Origin of the sequence: Massilia yuzhufengensis, from assembly GCF_900112225.1 — a bacterium.
In the GTDB taxonomy this organism is placed as follows: Bacteria; Pseudomonadota; Gammaproteobacteria; order Burkholderiales; family Burkholderiaceae_D; genus Telluria; species Telluria yuzhufengensis.
The window spans coordinates 162959-182747 of sequence record NZ_FOLD01000003.1; the positions used below are offsets into that span (position 1 = coordinate 162959).

8 protein-coding genes are annotated in these 19789 nt (G+C 65.8%); 4 read left to right on the forward strand and 4 right to left on the reverse strand.

Annotated elements, in window-relative coordinates; all coding sequences use genetic code 11:
- Positions 1-10 precede the first annotated feature (10 nt).
- On the forward strand, positions 11-1021 hold the full coding sequence (gene gap / locus BM031_RS04210; protein ID WP_091871564.1) for a type I glyceraldehyde-3-phosphate dehydrogenase: 1011 nt from the start codon (positions 11-13) through the stop codon (positions 1019-1021).
- Between the two features lie 435 nt (positions 1022-1456).
- Positions 1457-4348, forward strand: a complete 2892-nt coding sequence (locus tag BM031_RS04215) for a TonB-dependent receptor (RefSeq protein ID WP_091871568.1) — start codon at positions 1457-1459, stop codon at positions 4346-4348.
- Between the two features lie 212 nt (positions 4349-4560).
- Here BM031_RS04215 and map read toward each other — a convergent pair whose 3' ends face one another.
- The 4 genes from map to glnE form a co-directional block, all read right to left on the reverse strand.
- Positions 4561-5325 (reverse strand): type I methionyl aminopeptidase, encoded by a 765-nt coding sequence (gene map / locus BM031_RS04220; protein WP_091871571.1) that lies wholly within the window; start codon positions 5323-5325, stop codon positions 4561-4563.
- Positions 5326-5448: 123 nt separating this feature from the next.
- Positions 5449-8337, reverse strand: a complete 2889-nt coding sequence (locus BM031_RS04225; RefSeq protein ID WP_229408530.1) for a TonB-dependent receptor domain-containing protein — start codon at positions 8335-8337, stop codon at positions 5449-5451.
- A 344-nt stretch (positions 8338-8681) separates the two neighbouring features.
- A complete protein-coding gene (locus tag BM031_RS04230; protein ID WP_091871576.1) occupies positions 8682-11579 on the reverse strand; it encodes a TonB-dependent receptor domain-containing protein in 2898 nt (965 codons plus the stop codon).
- A 310-nt stretch (positions 11580-11889) separates the two neighbouring features.
- Positions 11890-14613: a bifunctional [glutamate--ammonia ligase]-adenylyl-L-tyrosine phosphorylase/[glutamate--ammonia-ligase] adenylyltransferase gene (glnE, locus tag BM031_RS04235; protein WP_091871578.1), complete on the reverse strand. Its 2724-nt coding sequence runs from the start codon at positions 14611-14613 to the stop codon at positions 11890-11892.
- A gap of 164 nt (positions 14614-14777) precedes the next feature.
- Between glnE and BM031_RS04240 the strand changes: the two genes are divergently transcribed.
- Both BM031_RS04240 and BM031_RS04245 read left to right on the forward strand, forming a co-directional pair.
- Positions 14778-18968 carry a YhdP family protein gene (locus BM031_RS04240; protein WP_091871581.1) on the forward strand — a complete coding sequence of 1397 codons (4191 nt, stop codon included), beginning with the start codon at positions 14778-14780 and terminating at the stop codon, positions 18966-18968.
- 1 nt (position 18969) lies between these two features.
- Positions 18970-19767: a carbon-nitrogen hydrolase family protein gene (locus tag BM031_RS04245; RefSeq protein ID WP_229408532.1), complete on the forward strand. Its 798-nt coding sequence runs from the start codon at positions 18970-18972 to the stop codon at positions 19765-19767.
- Positions 19768-19789: the final 22 nt, after the last annotated feature.

A 19789-nucleotide genomic window follows, 5' to 3' on the forward strand; every position in this document is an offset into this window, starting at 1 on the left:
AGCCAAAGCAATGACGATCAAAGTTGCAATCAACGGTTATGGCCGCATCGGCCGCAATATCCTGCGCGCTTTCTACGAAGGCGGCAAACAGCAAGACATCCAGATCGTGGCGATCAACGACCTCGGCAACGCCGAATCGAACGCCCACCTGACCCGCTACGACACTGCCCACGGCAAGTTCCCGGGCACCGTCACGGTCGAGGGCGACAACATGATCGTCAACGGCGACAAGATCCGCGTGTTCGCGACCCGCAACCCGGCCGAGATCCCATGGGGCGAGCTCGGCGTGGACGTCGTGCTGGAATGCACCGGCTTCTTCACCACCAAAGAAAAGGCCTCGGCCCACCTGAAGGGCGGCGCCAAGAAAGTCATCATCTCGGCACCTGGCGGCAAGGATGTCGACGCCACCATCGTGTTCGGCGTGAACCAGGACGTGCTCAAGTCGACCGACACCGTGATCTCGAACGCCTCCTGCACCACCAACTGCCTGGCCCCGCTGGTCAAGCCGCTGAACGATGCGATCGGCCTGGAAACCGGCCTGATGACCACCGTGCACGCCTACACCAACGACCAGGTGCTGTCGGACGTGATGCACGAAGACCTGCGCCGCGCCCGTTCGGCCACCATGAGCATGATCCCGACCAAGACCGGCGCCGCCGCCGCGGTCGGCCTGGTTCTGCCCGAGCTGAACGGCAAGCTGGACGGCTTCGCGATCCGCGTGCCGACCATCAATGTGTCGCTGGTCGACCTGTCCTTCATCGCCAAGCGCGACACCACGGTGGACGAAGTCAACGCCATCCTCAAGACCGCCTCGGAAGGCGCGCTGAAAGGCATCCTGACGTACCAGACCGAGCCGCTGGTCTCGATCGACTTCAACCACAACCCGGCCTCGTCGAACTTCGATTCGACCCTGACCAAGGTGTCGGGCCGCCTGGTGAAAGTGTCGTCGTGGTACGACAACGAGTGGGGCTTCTCGAACCGCATGCTCGACACCACCGTCGCGCTGATGAACGCGAAGTAATACCGCGGCAGCTGGCGCAACGGAAAAACGCCTCTTCGCGAGGCGTTTTTTTTCGCCTGCGCGGGGCGCCAGTAACGCAAGCACGGCGTGCCGGTCGTGCGAATGGCCGCAACTTGCTACAGAAGGCATCGGTTTCGTTGATATTGTCCCGCGTTGGTCGCAAATGCAGCACGGGCGTGCTTCTGCACCCATTTGAGGCGTAAGTACATTCATTCGTTAAAAATGCACCGCAGCATCGTTTTTTACATAGCCATATGCGGAAAGGGCAGAAGAATATTTTGCGTTGAGGAAAAACAACAGACATCAAGTTTTTTTGCGAATCTTTACGAAAACTGTTTTCTTCCATGCAAGTCTCTGCGAGACTTTATTTCGTATGCACCAAGTGCATATCATCTGCATTGAGCAAAAACTATAAATCCGTAGGGACGAGAAAACGTGAATAAACCACTCCTGAAACACAGTGTTGTCGCAGTTGCCCTGGCAGTCGGCATCGCACCGTTCGCCATCGCGCAAAATGCCGCTTCGGAACCAGCGGCCACCGTCTACGTGACCGGTTCGAACCTGAAGCGTACGGACAAGGAAGGCACCCAGCCGATCCAGACCATCACCGCCAAGGAAATCCGCGAGTCCGGCGCCGCCACCGTTACCGAGCTGATCCGCCTGGTGCCGGCCATGGGTACCGACAACAACCTCGACACCAATGACGGCGGCTTCTCGCGCGGCGTCTCGACCGCGTCGCTGCGCGGCCTGTCGTCGACCTCGACCCTGATCCTGTTGAACGGCCGCCGCATGGCGCCATCGGCCTACGCCGACCCGAACAACGGCAATTCGACCCTGTATGACCTGAACCAGATCCCGATCAACGCGCTCGAGCGCGTCGAGATCCTGAAGGATGGCGCATCGGCCGTGTACGGCTCCGACGCGATCGGCGGCGTCATCAACTTCATCACCAAGTCGGCCTTCCGCGGCTCGGAGCTGAGCGTGCGCGCCAGCGCCAACGACGACGGCGAATTCGCGCGCAAGGGCGCGACCTTCTTCACCGGCCTGGGCGACGTCGAAGCCGACGGCTACAACGTGTTCTTCACGGCCGACGTCTCGGACCGCAGCCGCACCCAGCGCGACGAAGTGCGCGACATCAAGTTCGACGAATACAAGCGCCTGCAGAACCGCTACGCCAGCCCATACGGCAGCAACATCTCGCGCGCACCGCTGTTCTACCGCGAAAGCGCCCCAGGTTCGGGTTCGTTCACCGCGACCCCGGCCAACGCCGCCGACCGCTTCCGCGCTCCGCTGGACAACTGCCCGGCAGAACGCCGCCTGACCGGCGACGCGTCGATGGGCTTCACCGCCACCAGCGTGTTCTTCGGCCGCACCTTCTGTAACTACGACACCAGCCAGAACCTGGAAGGCACCAGCAAGGGCAAGGACGGCAGCTTCCTGACCCGTGGCGTGATCAAGCTGGGCGACAACGTCCGCGCGTTCGCCGAAGTGGCCTACGCCCGCACCGAGCGCCAGTACACCTCGTCGCCGATCGCCATCAGCACCGGCGTGACCACCAACTTCACCGCCGCCGGCGTGGCGCCGTCGTACCAGACCATCCTGCCGATCGGCCACCCGGACAACCCGTTCCCGACCGCGCGCGCTTCGGTTGCCTACCGCTTCGAGAACGCCCCGAGCGGCACCGAGACCATCAACCAGACCGGTCGCCTGCTGACCGGCCTGTCGGGCTCGAACTTCAACTGGGATTGGGAAACCGCGCTGCTGCTGAACGAAGCACGCAAGGAAGACGGCTACAACGGCCGCCTGCACCTGCCAACCCTGCGCAAGATCAACCAGGGCGCCACCATCGCATCGGTCGCTGCCGATCCAAACCTGTTCCGCAGCACCCGCAGCGACGACCGCTCGCGCATCGCCCAGATCGACGCCAAGGCATCGACCACCTTCGGCAAGCTGCCGGGCGGTGAAATCGGCATGGCGATCGGTACCGAGTTCCGCCGCGAAACCCTGAAGATGCGTCCGGACGCCGAACTGGCAGCCGGTAACATCTTCGGCCTGGCCAACGTCATCATCGACGGCGAGCGCGACGTCAAATCGGGCTTCGTGGAATTCCGTACGCCGTTCTACAAGAACTTCGAGATGGACTTCGCCGGCCGCTGGGACAAGTACGAAGGCATGAAAACCAACTTCGTGCCGAAGGTCGGCGCCAAGTGGACCGCCACCAGCACCCTGGCATTCCGCGGCACCTACGCCGAAGGCTTCCGCGCACCGGCCCTGTCGCAAGTGACCCCGGGCGGCGCCCAGTTCTTCCTGAGCGGCCTGTTCGATCCGAAGCGTTGCGAGCAGGACGAGAAGACCCCGAAACCAGGCGCCAGCGAAGTTGACTGCAGCAAGTCGGCATCGGGCACCGGTGGCGCCAATCCGGACCTGAAGCCGGAAACCTCGAAATCCTACTCGTTCGGCATCCTGTTCTCGCCGACCACGAACTGGGACTTCGGCCTGGACTTCTTCAAGATCCGCAAGGAAGACGAAGTGGCCCTGGGCTCGGCCTTCGACGCACTGCGTAACGAAGACAACAACCCAGGCCTGATCGTGCGCGACCAGAACCCAGCCAACTTCGTGCTCGATGCACAAGGTCGTCCGATCCCGGGCACCGGTCCGCTGCTGGCCGTGCGCGAGCCTTGGATCAACCAGGGTGCAATGGAAACCCGCGGCGTCGATCTCGAAGCGTCGTTCCGCAAGAACCTGGGTTCGATGGGCAACTTCAGCGCCAAGCTGGTCTCGACCTACGTCCACGCCTACTACCTGGCGCAGGAAAAGGGCGATCCAGAGCACAACATCGCTGGCTACAACGCCGGCCTGGTGGACTGGAACCTGTCGAGCGGCCTGGATGTCCCGCGCTGGAAGACCAATATGTCGGTCTCGCTGACCCGCGGCGCCCACGCCTTCAGCGCCAACATGAACTACACCGGCGAAGTCTCGCTGCGCCGCAAGTTCGACAAGGACGTGACCTACGCGATGCCGTTCTGCCACTACGCGCCACTGGTGAACAGCACCACCACCGCGAACTTCCCGAGCGCCAGCGGTGCGATCGCCGGCTACCTGAAGGCGTTCCCGGATTGCGCAGTCAAGGAATGGGTCCGTATCGGCGTGGGTTACACCTACACCGGTATCAAGAACCTGTCGCTGACCGCGAACATCCAGAACCTGTTCGACGAAGCGGCACCGTACGATCCACGCTACGGCGCGATCGGCGCCAGCGGCTACAACGCCGGCCTGCACAACCCTTACGGCCGTTACTTCAGCCTGTCGGCAAAGTACTCGTTCTAAGCGTTCCAGCATAAAAAAACCCGGCTCCGGCCGGGTTTTTTTTCGCCCCAACTTCAGGGTCAGGTCTGACATTTGGACACGGCCTCATCCGTACAAGGCCGGTCTCGCTAATTAAGTATTGATTTCACTGGCCGTGCGGCATTGATTTGCCGCTCACGGCAGAGCTCGTGTCTGAATGTCAGACCTGACCCCGAAGTTACGAAGTGGGGGGATCAGGCGTCTGGCCAGGGGGTGAGGATCTCGACGCCGTTTTTGGTTACCGCCACCATGTGCTCCCACTGGGCCGACAGCGAGCCGTCGGTGGTGACGACAGTCCAGCCGTCGTCGAGCTGGTCGACGTCGGCGCCGCCCATGTTGATCATGGGCTCGATGGTGAAGGTCATGCCTTCCTTGAGCAGCAGGCCGGTGTTCGGGCGGCCGTAGTGCAGCACCTGCGGGTCTTCGTGGTAGACGCGGCCGATGCCGTGGCCGCAGTATTCGCGTACCACCGAGTAGCCGGCGGCTTCGGCCAGCTTCTGGATCGCGTTGCCGACGTCGCCCAGGCGCGCGCCGGGGCGGACCTGGCGGATGCCGGCCATCATGGCCTGGTAGGTGGTGTCGACCAGCTTTTGTGCCTCGGGACGCGGGGTGCCGGCGAAGTACATGCGGCTGGTGTCGCCGTGCCAGCCTTCCTTGATCACGGTGACGTCGATGTTGACGATGTCGCCATTCTGCAGCACTTCCTTCTCGCTCGGGATGCCGTGGCAGACCACGCCGTTGATCGAGGTGCACAGGGTCTTCGGGAAGCCGTGGTAGCCGACGTTGGCCGGGGTTGCCTTCTGCACCTTGCGGATGTATTCGTTGCAGCGGCGGTCGAGTTCTTCGGTGGATACCCCGGGCACCACGTGTTCCTTGATCATCGCCAGCACGTCGGCGGCGAGGCGGCCGGCCACGCGCAGTTTCGCGATGTCCTTGTCGTTCTTGAATTTGATTGCCATTCCATTCTTCAGCTGAGTGCGCAATCCGCCATGATACCCGCCCCCAATGAAAAATGCCCGCCAGGCGAACCTGGCGGGCATGGTCGTCATGCGGACCCTTTTCGGGCCCTGCACGCTACATCATCAGAAGTTCTGGTTGTAGCGGACGTAGAAGAAGCGGTCCAGCAGCATGTCGGCATCTACCGCCGAAGCCGACGCCTGGGTGCTGTAGGCGATACGCGGCTTCTTGTCGAAGGCGTTGTTCACGCCGACGCGGATGTTGCCGTTCCACGAGGTCTTGTAGCCGACGCTCACGTCATGGATGGTGACCGAGCCGAGCTTGTTGGCGCCGGTGCCGAAGCTGGCGGTTTCGACGGTAGGCATGTTGCATTCCACGCCCAGGTCGACGTCCCAGCACTGGTCCTTGACCGGGCTGAAGTAACGGAAGCCCCAGCTGGCGCTCCAGTTGCCCTTGGTCCAGTCGATGGTGTTGTTCGACTTCACGCGGTTGTAGAAGTAGTCGCCTGCATACTCGTTCCATTCCTGGTCGGCGCCGCTGCGGGTGCGGAACTTGTCGGTGTACGAGGTTTCGCTGCGCAGGCCGAACTGGCCGTAGGCGCTACGCGGGAAGCGGTAGTTGATCGCCAGGTCCAGGCCTTCGGTTTCCATCTCGCCCAGGTTGGCGTTGCCGCGTGCCAGCTGGTTGATCTGGCCGGTGACCGGGTCACGCTGGATCGAGCTGCAGAAGTTGCTGACGCCTTCGATGAAGCACTGGTTGGCCACGTAGGTCGCGCCGATCGCGGTGATGCGATTGTCGATCTTGATGTTGTACCAGTCCAGGCCCACGCTCAGGCCAGGCACGAACGACGGGCTGTACACGAAGCCGGCGGTCTTGGTGACCGCGGTTTCCGGCGACAGGAAGGAATTGCCGGCGCCCGACTGGAAGGCCACCAGCGACTGGGTGCCGTTGGTGCTGGTGATCGGGGTGCCTGCCTGCAGCAGCTGGCGGTAGCTGGCTGGGGTGCCGCGCACGCCTGCGAAACCGCTGGCGCAACGTGCCGCCACTGCCGGATTGCGCGACGCTTCGCCGAAGCGGGTGTCGCATGGATCCAGGAAGGTGTCGAAGGACTGCGAACCGCCGCCCGCCAGGTCGTCCAGGGTCGGGGCACGGAAGCCTTCGGCCCAGGTACCGCGGACCAGCACGTCCTTGACCGGCTTGTACATGAAGCTGGCCTTGCTGTTGTTGGTCACGCCGAAGTTGCTGTAGTCCGAGTGGCGGGTCGCCAGGTTGAAGCTCAGCAGTTCAGCGAAAGGCTGGTTCTTCAGCACTGGGATGTTCAGCTCGCCGTAGGCTTCGCGCACGGTGTAGCGGCCGTAGGTCGGCAGGCCCGACAGGTTGGTCGAGTAACCCGACTGCGAGAACTGGTCAGGCACGTCCGAACCCTTGACTTCGCGGTGTTCGATACCGACTGCCAGGCCGAGTGCGCCTGCCGGCAGCTGCCACAGTTCGCCGCCGATGTTGGCGGTGGCGCTGTTGATGGTCGAGCCGTAGGTCTTGGCGCCCGAGGTGTTGATGTACTTCAGCGCTTCCGGGGTCGAGGCCGATGGGCCGCCCAGGATGTCGAACGGGGTGCAATCCGCGAAGGCGATCGGCGAGGCCGCGGTGCCGCACTGGACCTGGCCGGACGCGTTCATGAACGACGGGCCGAGGGCGCGCTTCAGGGTCAGCAGGTTGATGTTGCCGCTGTCGCGCGAGACGCCCGACACCTTGTTGTGGTTGTAGCCGACGTCCCAGTTCCAGGCCAGGTCGCGGAAGGTGAACTCGCCTTCCAGGGTGGCGTCGATGTGCAGGGTGCGGTTTTCGTTCTCGGTGATGCGCGGCAGCTCGATGGTGCGGCGGTAGAAGTACAGGTCCTGGCCAAGGCCGGCGCCGGCAACCTGGTTGCCGTACGGGTTGAAGTAGCTGTCCTTGTCGATGTAGACCGGGTACTTGGCCTGGCTTGCCGATTGCAGCGGATAGCCGGCGATCTGGCGGGTCGACTCACGCTGCGAGTACATCGCGGTGGTCTTCAGGCGCATGTCCTTCGGCAGGGCGATCTCGCCCTTGACGAACAGGGTGTCGAGCTTGTTCGGCGACAGCAGGTCCATGTCCTGGGACGAGTTGTACGTGTCGGCGACGGCGCCGGCGTACGGGTGGTAGCTGTTCGGGTTGCGCGATGGCGAGCTGGTGCCCTTGCCGTCGTAGCTGCCGGTGTGGTTGATGATCTGGTTGAAGCCGGTCGGGCTGCCGCCTGGGGTCAGTTGACGGATACGGCCCCATGGGGAGGTGCCGAAGCCGTCGGTCAGGTGGGCCGGACCGTAGGAGGTCGCGGTGATCTCGCGGGTCTGGGTGTCGACGCGGCCCTGGGTGGTGTGGGCCAGGCCGAACATCAGCGACGCCTTGTCGTTGCCGGCGCCGTAGGTCAGCGAGAAGTCCTTGTTACGGCCGTCACCTTCTTCGAAGGCGCCGGTGTACAGGCTCAGCTGGCCGCCTTCCATGTTCTTCTTCAGGATGATGTTGACCACGCCTGCGATCGCGTCCGAGCCGTAGATCGACGAAGCGCCATCCTTCAGGATTTCCATGCGCTCGATCATGGCCGACGGGATGGTCGACAGATCGGTGTAGCCGGCAACGGTCTGGGTCCAGCGCTTGCCGTCCACCAGCACCAGCAGGCGGTTCGAACCGAGGTTGCGCAGGCTGACGTACTGGCCGCCGGCTTCGGTGTTCGAGGTCAGCGAGCCGCTGCGGCTGAAGTCGGGCGCGCCGGCCGACGACAGGTTGTTCAGGATGTCGCCGACGGTGACGAGGCCGGTTTTCTGGATCTGTTCCTGGTTCAGGACCTGGATCGGCTGGGCCGTTTCCAGGTCGACCTGGCGGATACGCGAGCCGGTCACTTCGACGCGCTGCAGCGGCGCCGAAGCTTCTTGGGCGATAGCGGCGGTCATACCGAGGGTCATGCCGCCCAGGCAGATCGCGCGGACCGACCGGGACAAGATTTTTTCCATCATGTTGCTAAACTCCTAGGGTGAAAACTCGGCCGTACCGCTCGGCGGCACTGCCACTTGGGAAGGGGTCTGTTCGACCTTTGAAGGTAGTCAATTTCGCAATCGAAGTTACTTTCAAGTCAGCAATAAGATCATCCGGCATGCATACCTGTCAATGTAATCAGCGTCAATACTCTCCCAATTGTTGCAAAATTGTGTACTTACGCGCACGCTACAATTTCACTATTGACTAATGTAACTGTCGCAAATCAAGAAAAAAACCCGCCCGGCTTGCGCCGGGCGGGTTTTATACGCAATTTAATTGCGTCAGATCATCTGATCGTAGTAGGAAATCAGAAGGCCTGGTTGTAGCGTGCGTAGATGAAGCGATCGATTGGCAGGTCGGCATCGACATAAGTCGACGATGCGGCGCCCAGCACGGTGAAGCGTGGCTTCTTGTCGAAGGCATTGTTCACGCCGACGCGGACGTTGGCGTTCCATGGCAGCTTGTAGCCCAGGCTGATGTCGTGGAACACCAGCGAGGACAGGCGGTTGGCGCCGTCGGACGTGGCACCCGGACGGCGGGTGGTCAGCTCGTTGCACTGCCAGCGGTTCGGGATGCTCAGGCAGCTGTCGGTGACGTCGCTCAGGTAACGCACGCCCCAGGTGGCGCTGAAGTTGCCCAGCGACCAATCGGTGGTGAAGTTCGACTTCCAGCGGTGGAAGTCGTAGTCACCCGAAAAATCGATCCACTGCGCGGTGGCGCTGCTCTTGGTCGAGTACTCGTCGAGGTAGGTGGTTTCGCTCTTCAGGTTGACCTGGCCCCACGAGAAGCGTGGCAGGCGATAGCGCAGTTCGACGTCCACGCCCTCGGTCTTGATCTGGCCCAGGTTGGCGTTGCCGCGCTGGAGGTCGATGACCATGCCGGTGGCGTCACGCTTGATCAGGCCGCAGAAGTTGGCCTGGCCCTGGTTGTAGCACTCGCCCAGGATGTAGTTCGACGACACGCCGACGATGCGGTTGTCGATCTGGATGCTGTACCAGTCGACCGCGGCCGAGAAGCCAGGCACGAAGGATGGGTTGAACACCATGCCCAGGGTGCGGGTGACCGCGGTTTCAGGCTGCAGCGATGCATTGCCGGCGCCGACGTTGAACGGCACCGAGCTCTGCACACTCGAGCTGGAGGTGATGTTGGCGCCGGTCTGGGTCTTCTGGCGGAAGCCTGCCGGGGTGCCGGACACGCCGCCCAGGCCCGCGTTGCAGCGGCCCAGCACGGTGGTGTTGCGCGCTGCATCGCCGAAGACGGTGTCGCAAGGATCGAGGTAGCTGTCGAAGCTCTGCTGGCCGCCGCCGAAGGTGTCGCCCACGGTCGGTGCGCGGAAGCCTTCAGCCCAGGTGCCGCGGAACAGCACGTCCTTGACCGGACGGTAGGTCAGGCTGGCCTTGCTGTTGTTGGTCGAACCGAAGTTGCTGTAGTCCGAGTAACGGGTAGCCAGGTTGACATTCAGCGATTCGATGAACGGCTTGTTCTTCAGGATCGGGATGTTCAGCTCGGCGTAGGCTTCGCGCACGGTGTAGCGGCCGCTGGTCGGGTTGCCGGCCAGGTCGGTCGAGAAGCCCGAGCGCTGGAATTCGCCCGGCAGGTCTTCACCTTCCACGGTGCGGTGTTCGATACCAGCGGCCACGCCCAGGGCGCCAGCCGGCAGCTGGAACACTTCGCCGCTGATGTCGGCGGTGGCACTGTCGACCTTGCTGCCGTAGTTGTAGCCGCCCATCGACATGATGTAGTTCAGCGCGGCCGGGGTCGAGGCCGACGGTCCGCCCAGGATGTCGAACGGGGTGCACTCTGCCAGCGCGATCGGGGCTGCCGCGGTGCCGCACTGGATGGTGCCGGCAGCATTGCGGAACGATGGGCCCAGGGCCTTCTTCAGGTTCAGCAGGTTGATGTTGCCGCCGCCAACCGTGTTGCCGTCGACCTTGCTGTGGTTGTAGCCTGCGCTCCAGTTCCACGGCATGCCGCGCAGCTCGAAATCACCTTCCAGGGTGGCGTCGATGTGCAGGGTGCGGTTGGTGTTCTCGGTGGTGCGCGGCACCTCGATGGTACGGCGGTAGAAGAACAGGTCCTGGCCGCGGCCGGCGCCGGCTACCTGGTTGCCGTACGGATTGAAGTAGCTGTCCTTGTCGATGTAGACGGGGTACTTCGACTGCGACGTCGAGCTCAGCGGGTAACCGGCGACGGTCGACAGGCTCTTGCGCGATGCATACATCGCGGTGGTGGTCAGGCGCATGTCGTAGGGCAGTTGCAGTTCGCCCTTGGTGAAGATGGTGTCCAGCTTGGACGGCATTGCGAACACCATTTGCGAGGTGGTGTTGAAGTTGTCCGCCGCGATCGGAGCACCGCCGACGACATCGTGGTAGCTGGTTGGATTGCGCGAATCCTGGCCGACGCCCGGCGCGTTCTGGTCGCCGGTGTGGTTCAGGATCTTGTCGAAGCCGGTGGCGCCGCCGGCGGCGCTGACCTGGCGAATGCGGCCCCATGGACCGCCGCCCAGGCCTTCGAGCGGGAATTCGCTGGTGCGCGAGAAGCGCGTGAACTCGCGGTCGCGCGACCAGACGGCGCCCGCTTCGGTGTGCGACAGGCCGAACATGAGCGAGGCTTTTTCATTGCCGGCGCCGTAGCTGAGCGAGAAGTCCTTGTTGCGGCCGTCGGCCACGCTTTCATTGCGGCCGGCGTACAGGCTGACCTGGCCGCCTTCCATCGACTTCTTCAGAATGATATTGACCACACCGGCGATCGCGTCCGAGCCGTAGATCGACGAGGCGCCATCCTTCAGGATTTCCATGCGCTCGATCATCGACGACGGGATGGTCGACATGTCGGTCAGGCCGGCCACGGTCTGGGTCCAGCGCTTGCCGTTGACCAGCACCAGCAGGCGCTGCGAGCCGAGATTGCGCAGGTTGGCGTACTGACCGCCGTTTTCACGGTTCGAGGTCAGCGAGCCACCCTTGCTGAACGCAGGCGAACCAGCGGACGACATGTTCGCGATGATGTCGCCCACGGTGACCAGGCCCGACTTCTGGATCTGTTCCTGGGTCATCACCTGGATCGGCTGCGAGGTCTCGAGGTCGACCTGGCGGATGCGCGACCCGGTGATCTCGACGCGCTGAGGGGCCTCTTGAGCCTGCGCGATCGATACCATCGACTGGAGGGCGACGGCGACGGCCACCGCGATCTTGGTTCGTTGTTGCATGTGTTCTCCATCTTGCGCCCCGAAGGGCAACGTTTCTATGTTTTAAAGGGACAACCTGTGCGAACTGGCTTACCGCGGATAGCGGTAACGCTTTGAGTGCATACACATGTGTATAAGATCACCGCGTGTTGACGAGTGTCAATATGCGTAAAGGCCGGATATGTACGAAAAACAACAGTTAATACAAAGAAATCTCTGACTCGCCAGTCAATAGAAAAAAGGCGCACGAAAGCTGTGCGCCGATAGGGGAAAACGCCTATGAAAAGTGCATTTGCACCAATGCGGTGCCGGCCGTTTTTTTTAGCGCTGCTCAGGTTCCGAAACAGGCCGCCCACAGCCGCTCGACCTGGGCCGGATGCGCGCCCAGTACCTGCGGCTCGACCCGGGCTTTTTCCTGGCCCTGCAGACGCACCTGGTGCTGCAGGCGGCGCATGGCCCGGTAGGCGTCCGCCACCGCCCCGGCCAGGCCGGCGTCGATCAGTCCCAGGTCGCCGCACATGCGCAGCAGCGCGATGTTGCCGGCGTTTGCCGTCAGTTGCGGGTATTTCGCGGCGTGGCGCAATACCAGGTACTGGACGATGAACTCGATGTCGATCATCCCGCCCGGGTCCTGCTTGAGGTCGAACAGGCCGCTCGGGTTGGCATGGGCGCCGCGCATGCGCGCGCGCATCGCCAGCACTTCGTCCTTCAATTGCTGTTCCTGGCTGCCGCGGTCCTTGCGCAGCACGTCCTCGCGGATGCGCTCGAAGCGCTCGCCGATGGCGGCGTCGCCGGCGCAGAAGCGGGCCCGGGTGAGAGCCTGGTGCTCCCAGATCCAGGCGCTGCTGGCCTGGTAGCGCTCGAACGCGCCGACCGAAGACACCAGCATGCCGCTGGCGCCGTCCGGGCGCAGCGCGGTGTCGATGTCGAACAGGATCCCGGCGGCCGTGTGCGCGGTGTTCCAGGTGATGAAGCGCTGCGCCAGCTTGGCGTAGTTGGACGGCGCCATGTCGTCGTCGTCGTCGAACAGGAAGATGACGTCGAGGTCGGACACATAGCCCAGCTCCTTGCCGCCCAGCTTGCCGTAGGCGATGACGGCGAAGCGCGGCTCCTCGCGGTGGCGGCTGGGAATGGCGCGCCAGGCGTGGCGCACGGTGGCGCCGACGATGGCGTCGGCCAGGGCCGACAAATGGTCGGCCAGGCGCTCCACCGACAGTTCGCCGGCCAGGTCCAGCGCCAGCAGCCGGAACAGCTGGGCGTGGTGGGCTTCGCGCAGGATGTCGAGCTGGCGTTCGGTGTCGCCGGCCGCCTCCTGCAGGTGGGCGTCGAGCTGGGCGGCCAGCTGGGCCAGCTGGCCGGGATTGCCGGCGTCTTCGTTGCGGTCGTCCAGCAGCTCGTCGAGCAGGATCGGGTGCTGGGTCAGGAAGGTGGCGGCCCAGCCCGAAGAATTGATCATGCGGATCACGCGCTCGAGCGTGTGCGGGTATTCGGTCAGCAGCGACAGGTAGGCCGAGCGCCGTGCGATGGCCTCGAAGAAGTCGAGCAGGCGCCCGAGGGTGGCGGCGTGGCTGCCGATGCCGGCCTCCTTGACCACGGTGGCGATCTGGCCAAGGGCGGCGTCGCCCAACGCCAGCAGGCGCGCGCGGCTGGCGTCGGGCAGGGCGGCCAGGCGCGGGCCCTGCAGGGTGGCGACCAGGCGCGTGGCGGCGGCAACGGGGTCGTCGTAGCCCAGCTGCGCCAGGCGGGCGGCGATGGCGTCGCGGTTTTCCGGGTCATCCGCCAGCAGGGTGGCTTCGGGGTCGGCGCCCTCGGCCTTGTCGGCGAAGATGGCGTCGAACTGGGCCGCGACGTAGGTGCGCTGCTGTTCCAGCCGCTGCAGGAGGGTGGCGGTATCCGGCAGGCCCATCATGCGGGCCACGACCAGGCGATCGTCCTCGCTGGCCGGCAGGGTGTGGGTCTGGGCGTCGTCCAGGTATTGCAGGCGGTGCTCCAGGTTGCGCAGGAAGGTATATGCCTCGAGCAGGCGCGCCACGGTGTCCTGGGTCAGCAGCTCGCGCTCGGCCAGCAGGCGCAGGGTGGCGCGGGTGGAGCGTTCGCGCAGCGCCGGGTCGCGCCCGCCGCGGATCAGCTGGAACACCTGGGCCAGGAACTCGATCTCGCGGATCCCGCCGCGGCCCAGTTTCACATTGTGGCTGCGCTCGGGGTGCAGGCGCTCCTGGCGCTTGACCTCGGCCCGGATCTGGGCGTGCATGTTGCGGATCGCATCGATCACGCCGAAATCGAGGTAGCGCCGGAACACGAAGGGGCGCACCACGGCGTCGAGCGCCGCGATGTCTTCCGGCTCGCCGGTGACCGCACGCGCCTTGACCCAGGCGTAGCGCTCCCATTCCCGGCCCTGCACAATCAGGTATTCCTCGACCATGGCCAGGCTGGCCGCCAGCGGGCCGGAGTTGCCGTTGGGGCGCAGCGCCATGTCCACCCGGAAGGTGAAGCCGTCCTCGATCACTTCCGACAGCGCGGCGCTGAGGCGGCGCCCGAGGCGGACAAAAAATTCGTGGTTGGACAGCTGGCGCTGGCCGGGACCGGCGGCGGTGTCGCCGTCTTCCGGGTAGACGAAGATCAGGTCGATGTCCGATGACACATTGAGCTCGCCGCCGCCGCCCTTGCCCATCGAGAGCACGATCAGGTGCTGGGGGCGGCCGGATTCCTCGCCGACCGGCATGCCGTGGGCGGCCACCAGCTCGGCGGTGAGGGCGGCGACGTGGGTCTTGATGGCGAAGTCGGCGAAGCTGGTCATCCTGGTCACCACTTCGTCCAGGCTGGCCTGGCCCTCCAGGTCGCGCCGGATGATGGCGCAGACCAGCAGGTTGCGCAGGCGCCGCATGGCGCGCGGCAGCGGCAGTCCGGCGTCCAGTTCGCGGGCCAACAAAGCGCCAAGGTCGACGCCGGCCAGCGATAATCGGGACAGCTCGTCGAGCTGGGCCTGGCGCGCCGGATCGGCGCCGAGCCAGCGTTGCAGGAAGCGGGAGGTGCAGGCTGGCGAAGCAGGGGTCATGGCAGGGATCCAGTGTGTGTTTTGCCGTCCGGCAGGACGTTCGTGCGGTAGAATTGCCCGCCGTGCTGCCAGGGGCCTGCACGATGGTAAGGTAGACGCCGCGACTGTTGCAAGCGATCTGTTATTAGAGAATCAATTTACGGCGAGCCTTTTTGAGCACCTTGATGGACAACCGGGAACCGCAGGCGCTGGAAGCGCACCTGCCGCTGGCCGTGCGCTGGCAGCGGCTGCGCGCGGCCTATCGCTATGCGAACCTGGCATCGCATCACTTCCTCGGCTTCGCGGTCAAGCTGGTGCTGCTCCTGTATTTCGCCCTGGCGCTGCTGTTCCTGGCGCTGCGCTACGCGATCCTGCCGAATATCGACCTGTACAAGGGCGACATCGAACGCGCCGCCGGGCGCGCGCTCGGCAACCGCGTCACCATCGACCGCCTTGCCGCCTCCTGGCAGGGCATCCACCCGGTGCTCACGCTGGGCGACGTGCGCCTGATCGACCGCGGCGGGCGCCAGGTGCTGGTGCTGCCGCAGGTCTCGGCCGCGCTCTCGTGGTGGAGCCTGGCGGCCTTCGAGCCGCGCCTGCAGGCGCTCGAGATCACCCGTCCGCAGCTGGACGTGCGGCGCGGGCTTGACGGCGTATTTACCGTGGCCGGCGTGCGGCTCGACCCCAACAAGAAGGACGACGGGCGCGGCGCCGACTGGCTGCTGCGCCAGCGCGAGATCGTCATCCGCGACGGCCGCATCGACTGGACCGACGAGCTGCGCGGCCGGCCCACCCTGGTGCTGGACAAGGTCACCATGGCCTTGCTGAACCGCTTCGGCGGCGGCCACCGCTTCGCCCTGCGCGCGACGCCGCCGCGCGCGCTCGGGCGCCCGATCGACGTGCGCGCGCAGTTCCGCCACCGCTTCGGTTCGCGCCCGGCCGACGTCAGGCGCTGGAAGGGCGAGCTGTACGCCAACCTGCGCGACGCCGACCTGGTGGCCTGGCATCGGCATGTCGACTTGCCGTTCCAGCTCGCCAGCGGGCGCGGCTCGGTGCGCGCCTGGCTGACGGTCGACCAGGCCCGGATCGCCGGCTTCACGGCCGACCTGGCGCTGGCCGACGTCAACGCCCGACTCGGCGCCACCCTCGCCCCGCTCGAACTGGCAGCGCTCAAGGGACGCCTGGCGGCGCGCGAGGAAATGCTGCCGGGCAAAGACGAAGGCAAGCCCACCTTCGGCGCCCATGGCCACACCATCAGCATCACCGATTTCTCCGTTACCACCCGCGACGGCCGCGCGCTGCCGCCGGCCACGCTGGAACAATCCTGGCGCCCGGCGCGCGACGGCAAGCCCGAAAAGGGCGAACTGAGTGCGCGCCAGCTCGACATCGGGGCGCTCTCGACCCTGGCCCATTACCTGCCGCTGCCGCCGCAGCAGCGCCAGATGCTGCAGGATTACGCGCCGCGCGGCCGCCTGCTCGACCTGTCGGCCGAGTGGGAAGGGCGCTACCCGGCGCTGCGCGGTTTCCGCCTGCGCGGCGACGTCGAAGCCCTGGCCGTCAATGCCCAGCCGGCCCGCGCCGCCCAGCCGGCACGCGAGGACCAGCCGGCGCTGCCGGCGCGCCCGGCCACGCCCGGCTTCCAGAACCTGAGCGGCAGCATCGACGCCAACGAGCGCAGCGGCAGCGTGACGGTCGACGCCAACGCCATGGTGCTGCACATGCCGGCCTGGTTCGCCCAGCCCTCGATGGCCTTCGACCAGTTCGCCGCCAAGCTGCGCTGGACCCATGAGCCCGGCCGCCAGCTGTTGCTCGAGCTGGACAAGCTGCAGTTCGCCCAGGGCGCCCTGAACGGCTCGCTGTCGGGCCGCCATACGCTGCCGCTGGAGCCGGGCAAGGGCCCGGGCACGGCCGACTTCACAGGCAAGCTCGACGGTTTCGCGATCGGGTCTACCGGCCGCTTCCTGCCGCTGGCCACCCCCGAGCACCTGGCCCACTGGCTGGAAGGGGCGCTGCAGGGCGGCACCCTGCGCGACGCCAGCATCCGCCTGCGCGGCGACCTGGCCGGCTTCCCCTTCCGCGCCAACAATGTGCTGGAACGGGCGCGCGGCGAGTTCCGCGTCGCCGGCCGCCTGGACAACGCACGCCTCGAGTACGCGCCCGGCCACCGCCATCCGGACGGCACGCCGCAGTGGCCGCTCGCCGACGCCATCAACGGGCGCATCGAGTTCGACCGCGCGCGCATGGAAATCCGCGGCGACAGCCTGCGCACCATGGGCGTGGCGCTGTCGAACGTGAAAGCCGTGATCCCCGACCTCGGTGCGGGCGATCTGAAGATGCTGGAAATCGACGGCGTGGCTGCCGCTCCGCTGCAGGAATTCCTGCGCTACGTGGCGGCCAGCCCGGTGCCGGAATGGATCGGCCATTTCACCGACGAAACCCACGGCAGCGGCAATGCGCGCCTGGGCCTGAAGCTGCAGATGCCGCTGGCCCACCTGGTCGACACCAAGGTGCAGGGCAGCCTGCAATTGCTGGGCAACGACGTGAGCCTGTTCCCGGAACTGCCGCCGCTGCAGGCGGCCACCGGACGGGTCGATTTCTGGGACCACGGCGTGGCCTTGACCGGCATCAATGCCAGCTTCTTGGGCGGGCCGCTGGCATTGTCGGGCGGCACCCAGAAGGATGGCGGCATCGCGATCCGCCTCGGCGGCACCCTCTCGGCCGAGGGCATGCGCCGCACCGCGCCGGCGCCGGCGCTGGGCCGGCTGGCCGCGCGCCTGGCGGGCAGCACGCCGTATACCGGCAGCGTGGTGGTGCGCGAAGGGCGCCGCACCGTGACGCTCGAATCGAACCTGGCCGGCCTCGGGCTGGAATTGCCGGCGCCGCTGAACAAGCCGCAGGCGGACAGCCTGCCGCTGCGTTTCGTGCTGGCGGGCGAGCCTACCGTGGGCGGCGTGGCGCGCGACGAGATCCGGGTGGCGCTGGGCGAGAACCTGGCGGCGCGCTACCTGCGCGAAAAGGCCGGGCGCGGGCCCTGGACCGTGCTGCGCGGCGGCGTCGGGGTGAATGTGCCGGCGCCAGAACCGGACGGCGGCATGATGATCCACGTGAACATGCGCGCGCTCAACGTCGATGGCTGGATCGCGGCCGGCAAGGCGATCGCGGGCGACGGGGCCGAAGGCGCCGCTGCCGGCGCCGCTCCCGGCGGCGACTTCACCCAGTACGTGGTGCCGACCGTGATCGCCGGCCGCGTGGGCGAATTGACCGTGGGCGAGCGGCGCCTGGCCGACGTGGTGCTGGGCGCGACCCACCTGAAGGATACCTGGCAGGCCAACCTGCATTCGCGCCACGCCAGCGGCTACGTGACCTGGGCCGAGTCGGGCAGCGGGCAGGGCCTGGGCAAGGTCACGGCGCGCCTGGCCTCGCTGGTGATCCCGGAATCGGACGAAGCGGAAGTGAAGAACCTGCTCGAATCGAACCGCGGCGCCGGCGCCACCATCCCTTCGCTCGACATCGTCGCCGACCAGTTCCAGCTGTTCGACAAGCGCCTCGGCCGCCTCGAGCTGCAAGCCAGCAACGTGCAGGCGCTGGCGGGGCGCGAATGGCGCATCAACCGCCTGCAGCTCGACAACCCGGACGGCCAGCTCAAGGCCAACGGGCGCTGGCTGACCAAGGATGGCAAGAGCAACACCAGCCTGAACTTCATCCTCGACATCGACGACGCCGGCAAGCTGCTGGACCGCCTCGGCTTCCCCGACACCCTGCGCCGCGGCAAGGGCAAGATGTCGGGCGATATTTCGTGGAGCGGCTTGCCGTATGCGATGGACATCCCGAGCCTGTCGGGCCAGATCGAGATGAACGTGGAGTCGGGCCAGTTCCTGCGCCAGGACCCGGGTGCGGCCAAGCTGCTCGGCGTGCTGAGCCTGCAGGCACTGCCGCGCCTGCTCAAGCTCGATTTCCACGACGTGTTCTCGGAAGGCCTGGCCTTCGATGGCATCAGCGCCAACGCCATCATCGGGCGCGGCGTGCTGCGCACCGAGAACCTCAAGATGCACGGGGTGGCCGCGACCATCCTGATGGACGGCAGCGCCGACATCGCCAACGAAACGACCAACCTGCGGGTGGTGGTGATCCCGGAGTTCAACCTCGGCACCGGGCCGCTGGTCTACGGCCTGGCGGTGAACCCGGTGATCGGCATCGGCAGCTACCTGGCCCAGCTGTTCCTGCGCGCGCCCGTGATGAAGGCGCTCACCTACCAGATGCGCATTTCCGGGCCGTGGAAGGCGCCGACCATCGTCAAGATCGACAATCCCCCACCCGCGCCGCCGCCGCCGGCCCGCGATCCCGCAGCGGTGCGCCCCCCAGCCAAAAAGGACTGACATGACAATCGTAGCCGCAGTGCAGATGGTGTCCACGCCCCAGGTTGGCGACAACCTGGCCACCGCCCGCCGGCTGGTGGCGCAGGCCGCGGGTGAAGGCGCGCAGCTGGTGGCGCTGCCGGAATACTGGCCGATCATGGGCATGAGCGACAGCGACAAGGTGCGCCACGCGGAAGCCGAGGGCGCGGGCCCGATCCAGGACTGCATGGCGGCCTTGGCGCGCGAGCACGGCATCTGGCTCATCGGCGGCACGCTGCCGCTGGTCTCCGGCAGCGAAGGCAAGGTGCTCAACACCACCCTGGTCTACGACCCGCAGGGCCAGGCCGTGAGCCGCTACGACAAGATCCACCTGTTCGGCTTCAACAAGGGCAGCGAATCCTACGACGAGGCGCGCACCATCGTGCCGGGCGAAGCCATCGGCAGCTTCGAGGCGCCGTTCGGCCGGGTCGGGCTGTCGGTGTGCTATGACCTGCGCTTCCCGGAGCTCTACCGCGCGATGGGCGAATGCGCCCTGATCGTGGTCCCCGCGGCGTTTACCCACACGACCGGCCTGGCCCACTGGGAAATCCTGCTGCGCGCGCGCGCCATCGAAAACCAGTGCTATGTGCTGGCCTCGGCCCAGGGCGGCCTGCACGCCAACGGCCGCCGCACCTTCGGGCACAGCATGCTGGTCGATCCGTGGGGCGAGGTAAAAGCGGTGCTGCGCGAAGGCGAGGGCGTCATTGCGGGCGCGCTGGACGAGGCCTTCCTGGCGGGCGTGCGGGAAAGCCTGCCGGCCCTGAAGCACCGCAAGCTGTAGGCCTGGACCGGCCCGTTTCCAG

What these genes read in the sequence shown, in the direction of transcription:
- glnE (WP_091871578.1), bottom strand. Translation starts at nt 14,613, where the DNA reads ATGACCCCTGCTTCGCCAGCCTGCACCTCCCGCTTCCTGCAACGCTGG.
- gap (WP_091871564.1), top strand. Translation starts at nt 11, where the DNA reads ATGACGATCAAAGTTGCAATCAACGGTTATGGCCGCATCGGCCGCAAT.
- BM031_RS04230 (WP_091871576.1), bottom strand. Translation starts at nt 11,579, where the DNA reads ATGCAACAACGAACCAAGATCGCGGTGGCCGTCGCCGTCGCCCTCCAG.
- map (WP_091871571.1), bottom strand. Translation starts at nt 5,325, where the DNA reads ATGGCAATCAAATTCAAGAACGACAAGGACATCGCGAAACTGCGCGTG.
- BM031_RS04245 (WP_229408532.1), top strand. Translation starts at nt 18,970, where the DNA reads ATGACAATCGTAGCCGCAGTGCAGATGGTGTCCACGCCCCAGGTTGGC.
- BM031_RS04240 (WP_091871581.1), top strand. Translation starts at nt 14,778, where the DNA reads ATGGACAACCGGGAACCGCAGGCGCTGGAAGCGCACCTGCCGCTGGCC.